This is a genomic window from Aureimonas sp. Leaf454, from assembly GCF_001424685.1.
GTDB lineage: Bacteria > Pseudomonadota > Alphaproteobacteria > Rhizobiales > Rhizobiaceae > Plantimonas.
The window spans coordinates 1-15,990 of sequence record NZ_LMQT01000011.1 but is presented as its reverse complement, the minus strand read 5'-3'; the positions used below and the strand labels follow the sequence as shown (position 1 = coordinate 15,990).

21 protein-coding genes are annotated in these 15,990 nt (G+C 68.0%); 6 read left to right on the top strand and 15 right to left on the bottom strand.

Annotation, left to right across the window (positions count from 1 at the left end):
- Nucleotides 1–7: 7 nt before the first annotated feature.
- From ASG43_RS08615 to ASG43_RS08565, 11 genes are all read right to left on the bottom strand, one after another.
- Complete coding sequence (locus tag ASG43_RS08615) at nt 8–1,279, bottom strand: adenylate/guanylate cyclase domain-containing protein (protein ID WP_056503186.1); 1,272 nt, start codon at nt 1,277–1,279, stop codon at nt 8–10.
- A gap of 86 nt (nt 1,280–1,365) precedes the next feature.
- The gene (locus tag ASG43_RS08610) at nt 1,366–1,650 is read right to left on the bottom strand and encodes a copper-binding protein (RefSeq protein ID WP_056503184.1); all 285 of its coding nucleotides are present in this window, start codon (nt 1,648–1,650) and stop codon (nt 1,366–1,368) included.
- A gap of 29 nt (nt 1,651–1,679) precedes the next feature.
- Nucleotides 1,680–2,162, bottom strand: a complete 483-nt coding sequence (locus tag ASG43_RS08605) for a cupredoxin family protein (RefSeq protein ID WP_056503178.1) — start codon at nt 2,160–2,162, stop codon at nt 1,680–1,682.
- Nucleotides 2,163–2,199: 37 nt separating this feature from the next.
- Nucleotides 2,200–3,582, bottom strand: a complete 1,383-nt coding sequence (locus ASG43_RS08600; protein WP_082490766.1) for a copper oxidase — start codon at nt 3,580–3,582, stop codon at nt 2,200–2,202.
- 17 nt (nt 3,583–3,599) lie between these two features.
- Entirely contained in the window at nt 3,600–5,057 is a 1,458-nt protein-coding gene (locus ASG43_RS08595) for a TolC family protein (RefSeq protein WP_056503176.1), read from the bottom strand.
- Nucleotides 5,054–5,338, bottom strand: a complete 285-nt coding sequence (locus ASG43_RS23075; protein WP_056503173.1) for a hypothetical protein — start codon at nt 5,336–5,338, stop codon at nt 5,054–5,056. The genes ASG43_RS08595 and ASG43_RS23075 overlap by 4 nt, the downstream gene beginning before the upstream one ends.
- A gap of 187 nt (nt 5,339–5,525) precedes the next feature.
- Nucleotides 5,526–5,930, bottom strand: a complete 405-nt coding sequence (locus tag ASG43_RS08585) for a hypothetical protein (RefSeq protein ID WP_156386598.1) — start codon at nt 5,928–5,930, stop codon at nt 5,526–5,528.
- 117 nt (nt 5,931–6,047) lie between these two features.
- The gene (locus ASG43_RS08580) at nt 6,048–6,494 is read right to left on the bottom strand and encodes a YqaA family protein (protein ID WP_244488031.1); all 447 of its coding nucleotides are present in this window, start codon (nt 6,492–6,494) and stop codon (nt 6,048–6,050) included.
- A 46-nt stretch (nt 6,495–6,540) separates the two neighbouring features.
- Complete coding sequence (locus ASG43_RS08575) at nt 6,541–6,741, bottom strand: heavy-metal-associated domain-containing protein (protein ID WP_056503167.1); 201 nt, start codon at nt 6,739–6,741, stop codon at nt 6,541–6,543.
- A 65-nt stretch (nt 6,742–6,806) separates the two neighbouring features.
- On the bottom strand, nt 6,807–7,271 hold the full coding sequence (gene cueR, locus ASG43_RS08570; RefSeq protein WP_056503165.1) for a Cu(I)-responsive transcriptional regulator: 465 nt from the start codon (nt 7,269–7,271) through the stop codon (nt 6,807–6,809).
- 36 nt (nt 7,272–7,307) lie between these two features.
- A complete protein-coding gene (locus ASG43_RS08565; RefSeq protein WP_056503317.1) occupies nt 7,308–9,800 on the bottom strand; it encodes a heavy metal translocating P-type ATPase in 2,493 nt (830 codons plus the stop codon).
- A 207-nt stretch (nt 9,801–10,007) separates the two neighbouring features.
- Between ASG43_RS08565 and ASG43_RS08560 the strand changes: the two genes are divergently transcribed.
- The 6 genes from ASG43_RS08560 (at nt 10,008) to ASG43_RS08535 (ending at nt 13,657) form a co-directional block, all read left to right on the top strand.
- Entirely contained in the window at nt 10,008–10,463 is a 456-nt protein-coding gene (locus ASG43_RS08560; RefSeq protein WP_056503162.1) for a DUF411 domain-containing protein, read from the top strand.
- A 363-nt stretch (nt 10,464–10,826) separates the two neighbouring features.
- Nucleotides 10,827–10,961 carry a hypothetical protein gene (locus tag ASG43_RS23715; RefSeq protein WP_280137202.1) on the top strand — a complete coding sequence of 45 codons (135 nt, stop codon included), beginning with the start codon at nt 10,827–10,829 and terminating at the stop codon, nt 10,959–10,961.
- A gap of 146 nt (nt 10,962–11,107) precedes the next feature.
- Nucleotides 11,108–11,440 (top strand): four-helix bundle copper-binding protein, encoded by a 333-nt coding sequence (locus tag ASG43_RS08550; RefSeq protein ID WP_056503158.1) that lies wholly within the window; start codon nt 11,108–11,110, stop codon nt 11,438–11,440.
- Nucleotides 11,441–11,537: 97 nt separating this feature from the next.
- Complete coding sequence (locus ASG43_RS08545; RefSeq protein ID WP_082490763.1) at nt 11,538–12,005, top strand: DUF305 domain-containing protein; 468 nt, start codon at nt 11,538–11,540, stop codon at nt 12,003–12,005.
- Nucleotides 12,006–12,195: 190 nt separating this feature from the next.
- Nucleotides 12,196–12,546: a system killer suppression protein gene (locus tag ASG43_RS08540; RefSeq protein ID WP_056503156.1), complete on the top strand. Its 351-nt coding sequence runs from the start codon at nt 12,196–12,198 to the stop codon at nt 12,544–12,546.
- A gap of 13 nt (nt 12,547–12,559) precedes the next feature.
- Nucleotides 12,560–13,657 carry a HigA family addiction module antitoxin gene (locus ASG43_RS08535; protein ID WP_056503153.1) on the top strand — a complete coding sequence of 366 codons (1,098 nt, stop codon included), beginning with the start codon at nt 12,560–12,562 and terminating at the stop codon, nt 13,655–13,657.
- A gap of 19 nt (nt 13,658–13,676) precedes the next feature.
- On the opposite strand, the gene ASG43_RS08530 is transcribed toward ASG43_RS08535, so the two are convergent.
- Genes ASG43_RS08530 through ASG43_RS08515 form a run of 4 tightly spaced genes read right to left on the bottom strand, consistent with a single transcriptional unit; the run spans nt 13,677 to nt 15,837 of the window.
- Nucleotides 13,677–14,291 (bottom strand): SCO family protein, encoded by a 615-nt coding sequence (locus ASG43_RS08530; RefSeq protein ID WP_056503150.1) that lies wholly within the window; start codon nt 14,289–14,291, stop codon nt 13,677–13,679.
- Complete coding sequence (locus tag ASG43_RS08525) at nt 14,288–14,773, bottom strand: copper chaperone PCu(A)C (protein WP_056503147.1); 486 nt, start codon at nt 14,771–14,773, stop codon at nt 14,288–14,290. Before ASG43_RS08525 ends, ASG43_RS08530 begins: the two co-directional genes overlap by 4 nt.
- Entirely contained in the window at nt 14,770–15,213 is a 444-nt protein-coding gene (locus tag ASG43_RS08520; RefSeq protein WP_082490762.1) for a DUF411 domain-containing protein, read from the bottom strand. The genes ASG43_RS08525 and ASG43_RS08520 overlap by 4 nt, the downstream gene beginning before the upstream one ends.
- A 21-nt stretch (nt 15,214–15,234) precedes the next feature.
- Nucleotides 15,235–15,837 (bottom strand): isoprenylcysteine carboxylmethyltransferase family protein, encoded by a 603-nt coding sequence (locus ASG43_RS08515; RefSeq protein WP_162244694.1) that lies wholly within the window; start codon nt 15,835–15,837, stop codon nt 15,235–15,237.
- Nucleotides 15,838–15,990: the final 153 nt, after the last annotated feature.

Sequence of the window (15,990 nt, the reverse complement as noted above, 5' to 3'; positions counted from 1 at the left end):
CCCATCTTCAGTAAAGGACTCCCAACGGCAGGAACGCGACGTCGACGGCCTCGACGCGACCCGGCACCTCGACCTGCCGGCGCATGCGCCACGCCTCGCCGAGCGCCGCGGGCGGAAGACGCTTCAGTATGGCTTCGGACACGATCAGCCGTGCCGAAAGCACCTTGCACATGGACTGGAGGCGCGCGGCAAGGTTCACGGTGTCGCCCAGGACGGTGTGCTCGCCGTGCGCGCCGCCCGCCACGACGCCGCCGACAACCGGCCCGAAGTGGAGCCCGATCCCGAACGTCATCGGTTCGGCCCCGGCCTTGGCCATCGCCTCGCTCCAGGTCTCAAGCCTGTTCACGAGCTGGCAGGCGCAGTGGAAGGCGCGTTCGGCGTCCGCTGACCGGGACTCGTCGAGGCCGAAGACCGCCATGACGCCGTCTCCCATGAACTTGTCGATCGTGCCGTCCCAGTGGCCGACGGCGTCGACGACGCGCCTGCGGTACTCCCCGAGCAGGACCCCGAGCTCCTCCGGCGACATCGTCTCGGCAAGACCCGTGAAGCCGCGGATGTCCACGAACAGGACGGCTGCCTCGCGCCTCACGAGGCCGATCTGAAACCCGTCGGTCGCGATGCGCTCCGCCGTGCTCGGAGCGAAGAAGCGGGCGAGGTTGACCCTTTCCGAGGTGCTCGACACCGCCGTCACGACGACGCGTCGGATGTCGATCGCCAACAGGACCTGGAAGACCGCGACCGCTAGGAAGGCGATGGCACGCACGCCCGCATCCCGCAGGTCGTCGAGCGACGGCATCCCGGCGTTGGGGCCGAACATGACGGCAGCGGCGGCCGCGGCGGCGGTGCCGACGGACACGATCGCCGCGAAGGCTGCCACGGTGCCCGCGCGCATTCGGAGGCCCGCATGGGCCAAGAGGACGAAGGCAATGGCGAGGCTCGGCGTCGAGACGGCCTCGCCGATCCCGACGCCCGGGACGAACATGTGCTCGGCTGCCAGGTACACCACGAGAGCGGCGTCGACGGCGACGTAGACCCAATTCATCCAAGGCCTGTAGATGCCCATGGCCACGAGCCCGATCGCCGTCACGGACGTGACGGCGTAGGACAGGAGGAGAAGGAGGTGGACCGGGTGGCTGCCCCCGTCCGGCTCGAGGGCCACCGAGACCGCGAAGACGGCGAGGGTCACGAAGCGCCACAGCGCCGTCCTCAGCTCGCTCTTCGTCTCGACGTCGGACATGATCCTGGCCGGATCGCCGCTTGCCGCATCGATGGCCACCATGTGCGCTTGTCTTCCTGCCGGGCGCCAGCGGTCCGGCGATCTCTGTGTCGAGGTGGCGGCGGGACAGGCGCCCCGCCGCCGGACCGTCACTTCATCTCGACGACGGTGATCTTGCCCTTCACGCGCTCGGCGACGAACTCGACCTTCTGGCCGACCTTGGCCTTCTCCACCATCGAGTCGTCGGCGACGGCGAACACCATCGTCATCGCCGGCATCTCGAGGTTCTTCAGCTCGCCGTGCTTGATGGTGATCTTCTTGGCCTTGGCGTCGACCTTGGTGATCTCGCCCTTGGTGTACTCCGCCGCGAAGGCGGGAGCCGCGAGGCCGAGGGCGAGGGCCGCGACGGCGGCGAGCATGGACGTCTTCTTCATCGTGTCGTTCCTTTGACGTGGTTGGTGGTTCAGCCCGAGACCTTCACGGGGCCGTGCATGCCGGACTCGTAGTGGCCGGGGATGAGGCAGGCGAACTCGAAGTCGCCCGCCTTCGTGAAGGTCCAGACGATCTCGCCCGACTTGCCCGGCGCCAGCCGGATCGCGTTCGGGTCGTCGTGTTCCATCTCCGGGAACTTCTCCATGAGCGCCTTGTGCTCGGCGTTCTTGGCCATCTCGTCGAGGACGAACTCGTGGTCGGTCTCGCCCGTGTTCGTGACGACGATCCGGATGGTCTCGCCCTTCTTGGCGACGATCTGCGAGGGCTCGTAGACCATCTTGCCGTCGTCGGTCTCCTTCATGGAGATTTTGACGGTGCGGCTCGCCTTGGCGGCCTTGCCGGGCTTGCCGGCCCCCATGTCGCCATGGCCCCCCGCATGGTTCCCGGTCGCGAACGCCGGGACGGCCAGCAGGGACAGGCCGATCGCGGCGGCCATCATCATTCTCTTCGACATCGTGCTTCCTCGTGTCAGGCTTCTGGGTGGGACCGGCTCAGTGGCCGGAGTGGTCCGACGCCTTCGCGGGCGTCGTGGACGTCTTCTCGAGCGCCCCGGTCTTCATCGGAGCCTCGGGTGCCTTGGCGGCCTCGGGGAGTTCGCCCGTCCACTCGTAGGCGACGGTGCCCGGGGGATGCGCGTACTCGCCGGGATCGGAGTAGTCGCCCTTGGCGAGGCCCTCGCGGACCTTCACCACGGTGAACATGCCGCCCATCTCGAGCGGGCCGAACTGGCCCCACCCCGTCATCATCGGGATGGTGTTGTCGGGGATCGGCATCGACATCTCGCCCATGTCGGCCATGCCCTTCGTGCCCATCGGCATGTAGTCGGGCTGGAGCTGGCGGATCTTCTTGGCGACGCTCGTCTTGTCGACGCCGATGAACGTCGGGACGTCGTGCCCCATGGCGTTCATCGTGTGGTGCGACTTGTGGCAATGGAGCGCCCAGTCGCCGGGGTTGGTCGCGTCGAACTCGAAGGCGCGCATGCCGCCGACGGGGATGTCGATCGTGACCTCGGGCCAGCGCGCCTCTGGACGCACCCACCCGCCGTCGGTGCAGGTCACCGAGAAGTCGTAGCCGTGCATGTGGATGGGGTGGTTCGTCATGGTGAGGTTGCCGACGCGGACCCGCGCGCGCTCGTTCAGCCCGATCGGCAGCGGATCGATGTTCGGGAAGACCCGCGAGTTCATCGTCCACATGTTGAAGTCGGTCATCTCCATGATCCGCGGCACGTAGGTGCCGGGGTCGATGTCGTAGGCCGAGAGCAGGAAGACGAAGTCCCGGTCGACGGGCATGAAGGTCGGGTCCTTCGGGTGCACGACGAAGGAGCCCATCATGCCCATCGCCATCTGCACCATCTCGTCCGCGTGCGGGTGGTACATGAACGTCCCGCTCTTCTGCATGACGAACTCGTAGACGAAGGTCTTGCCCGGCTTGATGTGCGGCTGGGTGAGACCGCCGACGCCGTCCATGCCGCAGGGCAGCAGCATGCCGTGCCAGTGGATGGTGGTGTGCTCGGGCAGCTTGTTGGTGACGAAGATCCGGACCTTGTCGCCCTCGACGCACTCGATCGTCGGTCCCGGGGACTGGCCGTTGTAGCCCCAAAGGTAGGCCGTCATTCCCTCGCCCATCTCCCGCTCGACGGGCTCGGCGATCAGGTGGAACTCCTTCCAGCCGTTGTTCATGCGGAACGGCAGGGACCAGCCGTTCAGCGTGACCACGGGGTTGTAGTCGGGGCCGGCGGAGGGGGCGAGCGGCGGCTGCGTCGTGGCCTCCTCCATGATGGGCGCGTCGGGCAGCGCCATCGCCGAGGTCTTCGTCCAGGCCGCGACGCCCGCGAGGGCGGCGCCGGCGCCGATGAATGCTCTTCTCGAAACCATGGTTCTCTTCCTCTCGATCAGTCTTCGTCGCCGCCGGCCTCGGCGACTTCCGCCTCGGCTTCGGGACCATCGGAGGCATCGCCCCCGTAGATCGCCGTGGTCAGGCCCGCCTCGGCGAGCCAGAAGGCACGCTTGGCGTTCAGCGACTGGATGTTGGAGTTCACCCGTTCCCGCGTGTCGGTGAGCAGGTCGAAGGTGTTGGTGATCATGCCGTTGTAGGTGAGGAGCCCCTCCTGCTCGATCGTGGTTCGCAGGGGCAGGACGCTGGAGCGGTAGTGGCGGGCGATGTCGTAGCTCGACCTGTAGGCTTGGTACGCGGACCGGGCTTCGGACCTCGCGTTCACGGCCTTCTCCGCCAGGAGGTTGGCGGACCGCATGTACTCGAACTCGGCCTTGCGCAGGCGCGCCTCGCCCGAGTCGAAGATCGGGATCTCGAAGCTTGCCTCGAAGACGCCGGAGTAGACGTCCTTCTTCTCGGTGTCCCCGTCCTCCTTCTCCTCGATCTCCCGCTCCACCTCGACGCCCGCGCCGAGTTCGAGGTCGGACACGAAGCGCGTTGCCTTGGAGAGGCCGTAGGATTTGGCGAGGACCTCCAGCTCGAGCTTGCCGATCTTGAGGTCGACGCGGTTGCGCAGCGCCTCGGCCTCTATGGCGGTGCGGGTCCCGACGCGCCTCGGCAGGGCTGGGAGGGCGTTCGGGACCTCGAACTCGATGTCTTGCCCGTAGACGCCCATCGCCCGGATGAGGCGCTCCTTGGCAAGGCGGGCGGCAAGGCGAGCCTCCGCTGTCCGCCCCGTCAGTTCCGCGTAGAGCACCTGCTCGCGTGCCTGGTCAGCCTTGGTCATCGACCCCGTGCCACCGAGCTTGGAGGCGAGCTCGGCGGCGGCGTCCGCCCCCACCTTCGCCCTGTTCAGGTAGGAGACATGCTCCCAAGCCGAGACGGCCTCGATCCATGCGGCACGGGCCTCGGCCGCCACCGAGAGAGTCCGCTCGACGGCCTTCATCTGCGTCTCGGCAAGGCGGATGGATGCGACCTCGAGCCTGCGCTCCCGCGTGATGAAGGCGATGATGTTGGCCGCGACGACGCCCTCGATCGTGCGGGCGGCGGTGATCTGACTGGCGCCGATCGACACCGTCGGATTGACGAACAGGCTCTCCTGCCAAGCCTCGGCTGCCGACGCGCCGACGTCGGCATAGGCGGCCTGAAGGCCGCGGTTGTTCAGGAGCGCGACCTGGACCGCCGTGTCGGCGCCGATGGTCTTCTTCTGGACCATGGAGCGGACCCGCGCGCGGATGCTTTCGGACTCGCGGGCGTTCTGGACCCAGACCGTTTCCTTGCGCAGGGCCGATCCCGTCTCCTCGGAGACGCGGGAGAAGCCGAACTGGGCGTCGAGGCCGCCGTCAGCCGAGACGCAGCCGGAAACGAACAGGGGCAGCGCGACGACCGCCAGCCTCTTCAGGAGGAGCGCGATCACTTCGTCTGCTCCGTGCCGTCCGTTTCGGGGGATTCGGATTCGGTGTCGGGAGCCGGGGACGCGAGAGGCGCGACCTCGACGCCCGTGCCTCGCCATCCGCTCGGAGAGACGGGGGTCCGGGGCGTGTAGGCACCGATGACGGACGCGTAACCCTTGGCTTTCGTGCCGACCCCCGGGTCGGCGGCAGACGTGTAGGACGCGAGATCGGTCAAGCCGACGGGTTGGCCCGCACAGCCGGCCAGAAGCAGGCCGGGCAAGCCGACGGCGATGAAACGGAGCATTCGGTGAACCTGACGACGGACAGGCCACGCCCGGCGATCGCGCCGAAGCCGGGAACCTGCCATGGACAAAGGGGCGGAGCCCGGCGTCGGTCGACGAACGGATTCCGGTTACCTGATGCGAACGGTCGTCCCGAATCGAGAGCGAGCGCGCACATCCGACGGCGCGCATGGCGCCGTCCGTGTCAGGTCAGGTCCTGGGAGGTCTGTCGGCCGTGGTGCCGGGAAGTCCCGACAGCGACGCATGGGCCGGCTGGACGGCATCCTGCCGCGTCAGGTCACGGTGATCGGCATCCGTCTCGATCGGCACGAACACGGAAGGGCAGTGGCTCGCGCACTTGGTGTCGGACGGTCCGGTATGGTCTCCGGCCTTGGACGAGCCGTCGTCGCGGTCCCCGTGCGCATGGCCGGACGCTTGGTGCTCATGCGCCGGGGCTGCATCCACATCGACCACCATGGACTGGGCCTGGGCGTCGTGCATGGGGATGGAAGGCACGCTGGCATGCGCCATCTGCGACAGGATGACGGACAGGCAGAGAAGGGCCGCAGAGAGCAGCCTCCTCGTCGTCGCCGTCATGTTTAGCCTGTCGAGCATGCAATTCCCGTAAACGATTTGCGGTGTGCCGTCCATCCGGAGCGACGTCCGCGTCCAGTTCCGCGCCAGCGGCTCAGCCTCGGTGTCGATCGTCGCCCCCCGAGCGGAAGGATTCGATCATCCCGCTGCGACCAACGAGGAGGCGCCGAGCAGGAACAGGTAGCGGCCGAGCTTTCCGATCCCGACCAGCGGCACGAAGACAGACATCCTGACGCGGAGCATCCCGGCAGCCACCGTCAGGGCGTCGCCGACGACCGGCAGCCAGGCCAGGAGCAGTGTCCACGTCCCGAAGCGGTCGAAGACGCACTTTGCCCGGTCGACCTGGGTCTGGCCGACGGGAAACCAGCGCCGGTCGACGAACCGGAGCAGGAACCGGCCGCAGGCCCAGTTCGCGACCGACCCGAGGGTGTTCCCCACGGTGGCGACCGCGACCAGCGCCGACGGCACGACCTCTCCGGAAACCGCCAGCGCCACGAAGGTGACCTCGGACGCTCCGGGGAGAACGGTGGCCGACAGGAACGCCGACCAGAACATCCCGACATAGGCCCAGGCCTCGGTGGTCAACGACACCCCGGGGCGAAAACCGCCACGCTGCCCGACCCGATCAGCGTCAGGCTGCTAGCTCGTTGGGGTAACCAGCGTCCTTCACGGCCGCCCGAACGGCCTCGCTGCCCACCGACGTATCCACCGTCACCAGACCGGACCCGAGATCCACCTGCACGTCGGCATTCGGGTCGACCTTCTTGATCGCCTTGGTGACCGAGGACACGCAGTGGCCGCAGTTCATTTCCTGCACCTTGAGTTTCAGCATGGCTGTCTCCTTTCGTCGTCGTCGAATGGAAGATGGGGTTTCCCATCGTTGGAAGGTCAAGGGCCTCAGCGGATCCCGCCGACCTTCGTCAGGGCGTTCTGGGGGCGGCGCCGGGTGCGGACGGCGGCCTCGGCAGCCGTGGATCCGTCCGACAGGCTGCCGATGATCGGGCAGTCGGGACGACCGTCGCCGTGGCAGTTGCGGGCGAGGTGCCGGAGCGTGCCCGCCATCTCCTCCAGCTCGCGCATGCGTGCCTCCAGCATCTCGACCTGCTCCATGGCGATCCGCTTGACGTCGGCGCTGGCCCGTCCCCGGTCCCGCCAGAGGGCCAGCAACTGGCCGATCTTCTCCATCGAGAAGTTCAGGTCCCGCGCCCGGCGGATGAAGCGGAGCGTCGACACGTCGGACGACGAATACACCCGGTAGCCCGACTCCGCCCGTTCCGCGGGCTGGATCAGCCCGACGCTCTCGTAATGGCGGATCATCTTGGCGCTGACCCCGGACGCCTTGGAGGCTTCCCCGATGTTCATGTTCGTCTCCTCGAGGTTCAGTGATCGCCGATCGGCTCAGGCCGCGGCTGCGGGAGCGAAGCGGCGCAGCCGCAGCGCGTTGCCGAGCACGAAGACGCTGGACAGCGCCATGGCGCCCGCCGCCAGCGCCGGCGACAGGAGCGTGCCGTTCAGCGGGTAGAGCGCACCTGCCGCGACGGGCACGAGGACAACGTTGTAGGCAAACGCCCAGAACAGGTTCTGCCGGATGTTGCGGATCGTTGCCCTGGACACCTGCACGGCGGTCACGACCGCCCTCAGGTCGCCCGACATGAGCACCACGTCGGCGCTCTCGATCGCAACGTCCGTGCCCGTGCCGACGGCGAGCCCGACGTCGGCCGCGGCGAGCGCCGGGGCATCGTTGATGCCGTCCCCGACGAACGCGACCTTGCCCAACGTCCGAAGGCTCTCGACCGCTGCGACCTTGCCGTCGGGCAGAACCTCGGCGAAGACGTCGTCGATGCCGAGCCGGGCTGCCACCGCCCTCGCGGTGCGGGCGTCGTCGCCCGTGACCATGGCGACGCGCAAGCCCAGGCCGTGGAAGGCGCGGACCGCCGCAAGGCTGGTTTCCTTCACGGGATCCGACACCACGACCAGTGCGGCGAGACGCCCGTCGACGGCGGCGTAGAGCGGAGACTTGCCTTCCTGCGCCAGTCGCCCGGCCTCGGTGGCGAAAACGGCGGGATCGAGGCCGAGGCGCACCATGAGGCGGTCCGCCCCGACGGCGACGTTGCGACCCGCGACGACGGCCTCCACGCCGAACCCGGGAATGGCCTCGAAGCTGTCGACAGCCGTCGCGGGCAGCCCCTCGGCCTTGGCGGCGGCGACGATGGCCGCCGCGATCGGGTGCTCCGACTTCGCCTCGACGGAAGCGACGAGACCCAGCACGTCGCCGCGGTCGAAGCCGTCCGCAAGGACGAGGTCCGTCAGGTCGGGCCGCCCTTCAGTCAGGGTCCCCGTCTTGTCGAGCGCGATCACCTCGATGTCTCTCAGCGACTGCAAGGCCTCGCCTCGGCGGAACAGGACGCCGAGCTCCGCGGCCCGCCCGGTCCCGACCATCACCGACGTCGGCGTCGCGAGGCCCATGGCGCAGGGGCACGCGATGATGAGGACGGCGACCGCGTTGACCAGCGCGAAGCCGAGGGCCGGATCGGGACCGAACACGATCCAGACGAGGAAGGTCGCGGCAGCCGCGGCCATCACGGCCGGGACGAACCATCGCGTCACCCGGTCGACGAGCGCCTGGATCGGCAGCTTGCCGCCCTGCGCCTCCTCGACCATGCGGATGATCTGGGCGAGCACCGTGTCGCCCCCGACCCGGTCAACCCGGTATGTGAAGCTGCCGGTCTTGTTGATCGTGCCTCCGACGACGGTGGCACCGCCCTCCTTGGCGACCGGCAGGGGTTCGCCCGTGATCATGGACTCGTCGACGAAGGACGAGCCGGAGAGCACCGTCCCGTCGACGGGGATCCTCTCTCCGGGACGCACCTCGACGGTGTCGCCCACGACGACCTCGTCCAGCGGGACCTCCGCGAAGCCCGACGGGCGCCCGACACGCGCGGTCTTTGGGCGGAGGCCAACGAGCCGCTTGATCGCCTCGCTCGTCCGTCCCTTTGCCCGGGCCTCGAGAAGGCGCCCGAGGAGGATCAGCGTGACGATGACGGCAGCGGCCTCGAAGTAGACGTTCGCCGTTCCGGCGGGCAGGACGCCGGGCAGGAAGGTCGCGACGACCGAGTAGCCCCAAGCCGCCAGCGTGCCGACGGCGACCAGCGAGTTCATGTCCGGCGCGAGACGCGCCAGCGCGGGCAAGCCCTTGCGCAGGAACCTCAGGCCGGGCCCGAAGAGGACCAGCGAGGCGAGGACGAACTGGAGGATGCGGCTTTCCGCCATCCCGATCCGGTCCATGACGAGATCGTGGAAGGCGGGAACGAGGTGTGAGCCCATCTCGAGGATGAAGAGTGGGGCGGTCAGGACGGCGGCGATGAGAAGGTCACGGCGGAGCTTGGCGTACTCCGCCTCTTTGGCAGCCTGTCGTGGATCCACGGCGTCGGCGGTAGATGCCGTCAGGGCGCGGGGCTCGTAGCCGGCATCGCGGATCGCCGCCTCGATCGTGCGCGTGTCGACCGTCGGGAGGGTCCGGATCGTGGCGCGCTCGGTGGCGAGGTTCACGGTTGCAGATGACACGCCGGGAACGGCGGCGATCGCCCTCTCCACGCGCCCGACGCACGAGGCGCAGGTCATGCCCTCGACCGTCAGCTCCCGCGTTTCCTGACGGACCTCGTAGCCCGCTTCCTCGACTGCGTGAAGGACGGCGGCGCTGTCGCCGGGGCCGGCGAAGGTTACATCGGCACGCTCGGCCGCGAGGTTCACGGTGGCCGACGCGACGCCAGGCACGGCCGCGATGGCGCGCTCCACGCGTCCGACACAGGAGGCGCAGCTCATGCCGTCGATGTCGAGGCGGAGCACCTCGCCGGCTTTCTCGATCGTCTTCGCAGGCAATGTCTGGTTCATCGGATCCATCCCGAACTGGCGACTTGCCGGAAGATGGGGCTTCCCACCATGGGAAGGTCAAGGACACTTCGACGACTGGTTTCCGGAGCCGTGACGCGCACGACGGTACGATCCCGTGACGCCCCTCCGGTTGGCCTGTTCCCTGATGTCTTGCTCCCGCCACGCTTGCGCTGGCAGGCTGTGCCGACGAAACACCGGAGCCATGCCATGACGCCGACGAAGTCGATCCTCGCCGCCCTTGCCCTTGTCGGCCTGTCCGGTCCCGCCTTTGCGGACCATGCGCCAAGGCACATGCACGTGTTCAAGTCGCCGACTTGCGGGTGCTGCGCGGCCTGGGCCGACATCGCCCGCAAGCACGGGTTCGACGTGACCGTCGAGGACCGAGACGACATGACGGAACTCAAGCGCGGCCTTGGCATCTCGGAACCCGTGGAGTCCTGCCATACGGCGAAGGTCGGCGGGTACGTCGTGGAGGGTCACGTCCCGATGGAGGCCGTCGACAAGCTCCTGGCGGAGCGGCCGAAGGTGGCGGGAATCGCCGCGCCCGGCATGCCCGCCGGCTCCCCGGGGATGGGCGACGACCCGAACGCGCAGTTCGACGTTCTCTCGTTCGGCGGAACGTCCGCCTTGCCCGACGTCTACTACCGCGCCGGGCGCGACTGAGGGCGCCGCCGGCGTCCAGCTTCGATACGTGCGCCTTCCGGCGACGTCTGATGCCGATCCGTCCACCGAGCTCGTGGATGGAACCTCCGCGACCTAGTCCGGTTCTCGACGCATCGGCTCATGGAAGGTTCGATGTTCGGTACGTGCCTGCGTAGACTCGTCGTATTGCTGTCGCTGGTCGCGGTCGCCGCGTTCGCCGGCCACGGGTCGGCGATGGCTGCGTCTGCGCCCGTCGGTATGGCGGACCACCATAGCGCCGTCCAGGCCGACGCCGCGGCGCATGCGGACGGGCACTCCCACCATGCGGGCCCCGACGCCTCGAAGGCGTCCACGGATGCGATGGCCTGCTGCGGGAAGTCCTGCATGAGCCTTCTCCCCTTCCCGCTTCCGCCCGAGGTGGCGGTGCATTCCCGCGCCTCCGATCTCGACGCCGTCGAACCCGACGAGCGCACGGGCATCAGGCCTCCGGAACTGAAGCGCCCTCCCAAGCTCGCCTGATCCCCTCCTGTCGCTCCCGCGCCATGCGCCGAACCGTCACGTCACGGTTGGACGTGCCGGGATCCGAAACCCTCAGGTCCGAATGACGGTCCTTCGACGCCCGGCGTCGTCGCGCATCCGTTTCCATTCGAGAAGGAGAAGACGACATGCATCACATGTCTTCCGACATGCAGGCCTGCATCGACGAATGCCTGCGCTGCTACCAAACCTGCCAGTCAATGGCGATGAACCACTGCCTCGAGATGGTCGGGGAGCACGTCGAGAAGCGGCACTTCACCCTCATGTCCGCATGCGCGGAGATGTGCCGTACCTCGGCACACATGATGCTGATCGGCTCCGAGCACCACAAGGCGACGTGCCGGGCGTGCGCGGAGATCTGCGAGGCCTGTGCGGCGGACTGCGAACGCGTCGGCGACATGCAGGAATGCGTCGACGCCTGCCGCCGCTGCGCCGAGAGCTGCCGCAAGATGGCGGCCTGACCGAAAGCCAAGACGGCGGGCGACCGAGCTCCACCGTACGGCCCGAATGCATTCAACAACGAACGGTCCTGCGGGACCCATCCAAAGGAACGAACCCATGCGCAAGATCCTCATCCTCTCCGCCACTCTCGTGGCTTTCCCCCTCGTGGCCGCAGCTCAAGACAACGGCGCCAAGTCCAGCGACATGACCGCCAGGATGTCGTCCGAGACGGTTGAACTTCCCAAGGCCTGCATGGACGCCGCTGGATCATCCATGGACATGTCCAAGATGATGGGTGGCATGGAGGGCATGATGTCGTCCGGATCCAGCGAGGTCGTGAAGGCCAACATGGACGCCATGATGAAGATGCACGGTCCGATGATGACGGCGACCATGATCAAGGACCCCGACCTCGCCTTCAACTGCGGGATGATCGCCCATCACCAGGGGGCGATCGCCATGTCCGAGGTCGAGCTGAAGATGGGCAAGGACGAGAAATCCAAGGAAATGGCGCAGATGATCATCGACGCCCAAAAGAAGGAGATCGGGGAGATGACGGCCTGGGTCGAGAAGCACGGCAAGTAAGCCAGCCCCGCGCCCCGGCGGTCCTGCCGCCGGGGATCCCGATCCCTCGGCGACGGCCTGGTTCCGAGCGGGCGGCGGGCGGCGCATCCCGTGGGGAAAGCGCTCCGCGACACCTTGACGGCGACGAGTGGCGTGTTACCTGTTGCGTAACGTCGAAGATGGCATTACCTAGCGAGTAACGGTCGACCGGATGGAACTCTCGTTCAGGACGGCCAGGCTCCGCAAGGAACTCTCCGACGCCAAGGCGATGGACCGGGCATACGGCGCCGACCGCGGCCGTGCCTTGAGAATGAGGCTGTCCGTGCTGCGGGCGGCGGCCTGCTTGAGGGACGTGCCCCATGGTCCGCCGGACCGCTGCCACCAACTGACGGCGGACCGGGCCGGCCAGGTGGCGGTGGTCGTCAAGGACCAGTGGCGGCTCGTCTTCGTACCTGACCACGACCCCGTGCCGAGGCTTCCCGACGGCGGCCTGGACGAGGCCGCGGTGACGCGCATCCAGTGCATCGAGATCGTGGACTACCATCCGGGCAGAAGGGCTTGAGGGAGGACGACGCATGGCCGCGACCGACGCCAACGCCTGGCAACCGAATTGGGCGACACATCCGGGGGAACACCTGGCCGAGTACCTCGACGAGCGCGCCCTGTCCCAGGCCGAGTTCGCGCGCCTGGCGGGCATGACGCCGAAGCTCGTGTCGACGATCGTCGCCGGGACCAACCCCGTCACGCCCGAGACGGCAGTGAAGCTCCAGCGGGTTCTGGGCTTGAAGGCGGACATCTGGCTGTCCCTCCAAGCGGCTTGGGACCTGCACGAGGTACGCAGGCGCGAGGGGGAACGGGCAGCGCATGCCCGTGACTGGCTGCGCCGTTTCCCGCTTGCCGAGCTGCGCAAGCTCGGCCGCCTGCCCAACACCAAGGACGAGAGCGCGCTTCTCGGCTGCGTGCTCGACCTCCTCGGGATCGGGACGCCCGACGCGTACCATGCGCGCCTCTCGGCTCTTGCCGTCCACCACCGGAAGGGGCGACGGGGCGGTACCTCGCCGGAGCACGAACTGTGCTGGTTGATGCTCGGCGAGGAACGGGCGCGTGGAATGAACCTTCCCGACTACGACGAGCAACGCTTCCTCGACGCTTGCGTCGAGATCCGCGGGCTCACGGTCGAGGACCCGGCGGTGTTCGAGCCTCGCATGCTGGACCTGTGTCGCGAGGCGGGAGTCGCCCTCGTGTTCCAGAAGCCCATCTCGAAGACGTGCCTGTTCGGATCGGCACGATGGCTGAACGGCGGTCGGCCGATCATCCAGATGTCCCTGCGCATGAAGTCGAACGACCATTTCTGGTGGACGTTTTTCCACGAGGCGGCACACGTCGTCCTCCACCGCGGGCGCAACTTCGCCGATGACCAGAACGGCACGGACGACGGGGTGGAGACCGAGGCGGACGCCTGGGCGGAGCGCGCGCTCGTCGGCGACGCCTCGCTCGACGCATTCGCGGCCACCTGTCCGCGTTCGAAGGCGGAGATCGGCGCCTTCGCCCATCGCGTCGGCATCCATCCGGGCATCGTCGTCGGGATGCTCCAGCACCGCGGCGTCGTTCCCTTCAGCCACATGAACGACTTGAAGGTCCGTTTCGAATGGGCGGACGCAGTCGCCGTCTAGCTCCGGTCGTGATGCCTCTTCAGGCTTCGGCGGCCAGCAGCCGCTCCACCTTCTGCCGACGGACCTTCATGTCCTCGTGCATGTCGAGCGTGCCGGCGAACTCGCCGTCGCCGTCGTAGAGGTAGACCCCGGCCGAGTGGTCGATCGTGTAGTCACCGCCCTCTGTCGGCACCTTCTTGCGGTACGCCTTGAACGTCGAGAACGCACGCTCGACCTCCGCATCCGGACCCGTCAGGGCGACGATCCTCGGATCGAAGGACTGGAGGTAGGCGTTCAGCACCTCGGGCGTGTCGCGCTCGGGATCCCCGCTGACCAAAATGACCTGAAGGCCGTCGCTGCGGTCACCGAGATCGACAAGGAGCGCCGAGAGCTCCGCGAGCGTCGTCGGACAGATGTCGGGACAGTGCGTGAAGCCGAAGAACACGGCGACGGGCTTGCCGCGGAAGTCGGACCACGTCCTTGGCTTCCCGTCCTCGTCGACCAGCTTGAACTCGCCGCCGATCGGCGTGAGCGACGCCGTCGACGCGGCGGGGGTCGGCGACGCGCCGGGCAGGATCCATGCGGCGCCGACAAGGACTCCCGCAGCGACCGCGACCGCGCCCCATAGCCAGAGACCGACGGTGCGCAGCGTCATGGCTGATGCCCCTCGTGCGAAGGCGCAGCGGCAGCCGCGCCGAAGCCCTCAACGGAGAACCGAACAGGGACGGTCCCCGCGCGCTCGAAGACGAGGGTGCCGTCGAACGACGTGCCTTTCACGATCGGCTCCTTCAGGTCGAGCAACATCACGTGCGTGCCGCCTGAGGCGAGGTCGACGGTTGCCCCGGGTTCGACGAGGATCCCGTTCTCGACGCGCCGCATGCGCGCGACGCCGTTCTCGATTGTCGTGGCATGGACCTCGAACCGCCCGGCGACGGTCGCGGTCCCACCGATCAGCCGATCCGGCTCGGTCCCGTCGTTTCGGATTGAGAGGTAGCCGACCCCGACCTTCGCGTTCGGTGGCGTGGGGCGAGATGACGGATGGTCGATCGTGAGGCTGCCGGCCTTGAACTCGTGCCCGCTGGCCGGACTTAGGACAACGGCGAGGCCAAGGGCGGTCGCGGCCGCGAGGAACCTCACTTCGGATACCGCGCGAACACCGTCGACGTGCCGTCGCGGGCGACGAGGAGCACCTCGTAGGGCTCGTCGCTGGTGCCCATGCCCGGGCTGCCTGCGGGCATGTCGGGAACGGCGAGCCCGATCGCGTCCGGCCTCTCGGCAAGCAGGCGCTTCACCTCGGCTGCCGGGACATGGCCCTCGACGACGTAGCCGCCGGCGAAGCCGGTGTGGCAGGAGGTTTGCCCCGGCTTCAGTCCGGCGCCCGTCTTCTTGGCGTAGAGATCGGCCATGGCGAGGTTCTCGTTGGAGACCTCGAACCCGGCCTCCTCGAAGTGCTTCATCCAGCCGATGCAGCAGCCGCAGCCCGACGTGGAGAACACCTCGACGGTCTCGGCCGCCATGACGGTCGTGGACAGGAGCGCCAGGGCGCCGGCGAGGAAGGTCGTGCGCTTGGACATCATGACTTCGAGCTCCTTAAGTCTTCAAATCCAGCGCCGAACGGCGCTTCGGTAGGCGACATATGCCGGGCCGAACGAGTGCTGGAGGAAGCGCTCCTCGTCCCGGACCTGGATCTCGCAGGCAATCCAGAAGGCAACCGCGCAGACGATCATCGCAGGCGAAGGAACCGCCACCGCCAGTCCAGCCGCCATCGCGAGCATCCCAAGGAACACGGGATTGCGGCACAGGCCAAACAGCCCCGTCGTGACCAGCGCGTCGGGCGCCGTCTCCGGGACACCGACCCTCCACCTGCGACCCATGCCGCCTTGGGCGAACAGCGTCAGCACCTGTCCGCCGACGGCCAGTACCAGCCCGGCCAGCCGCACCATCGACGCCTCGCCCGCAATCGGATGGAGGGACGGTATAGTGGCTCCCCTCGCGTACGCGACGAGGGCCAGGGCGGCACCGACGATCGATCCGGCGAACAGCAGCCGCGCGATCCGCTGGCGGAGGCTCCGCCCGAACCCGTAAGGACGGCTGCCGATGGAGGCGGATGTTCGCCAGGTGGCAAGCGCCAGCCAAGCCGCGGTGACGACCAGCACGATGGGCGGACCGAACCGCAGGAGTTGGTCGACGGCGTCGCTCACCGCGGCTTCCATCCGAGAAGCCGCATGGCGTTCGCCGTGACGAGGACGGTCGCGCCCGTGTCGGCGAGGATGGCCGGCCAAAGGCCAGTGATGCCGACCACGGTGGTGACGAGGAACACCGCCTTCAGGCCGAGCGCGATGGCGATGTTCGTC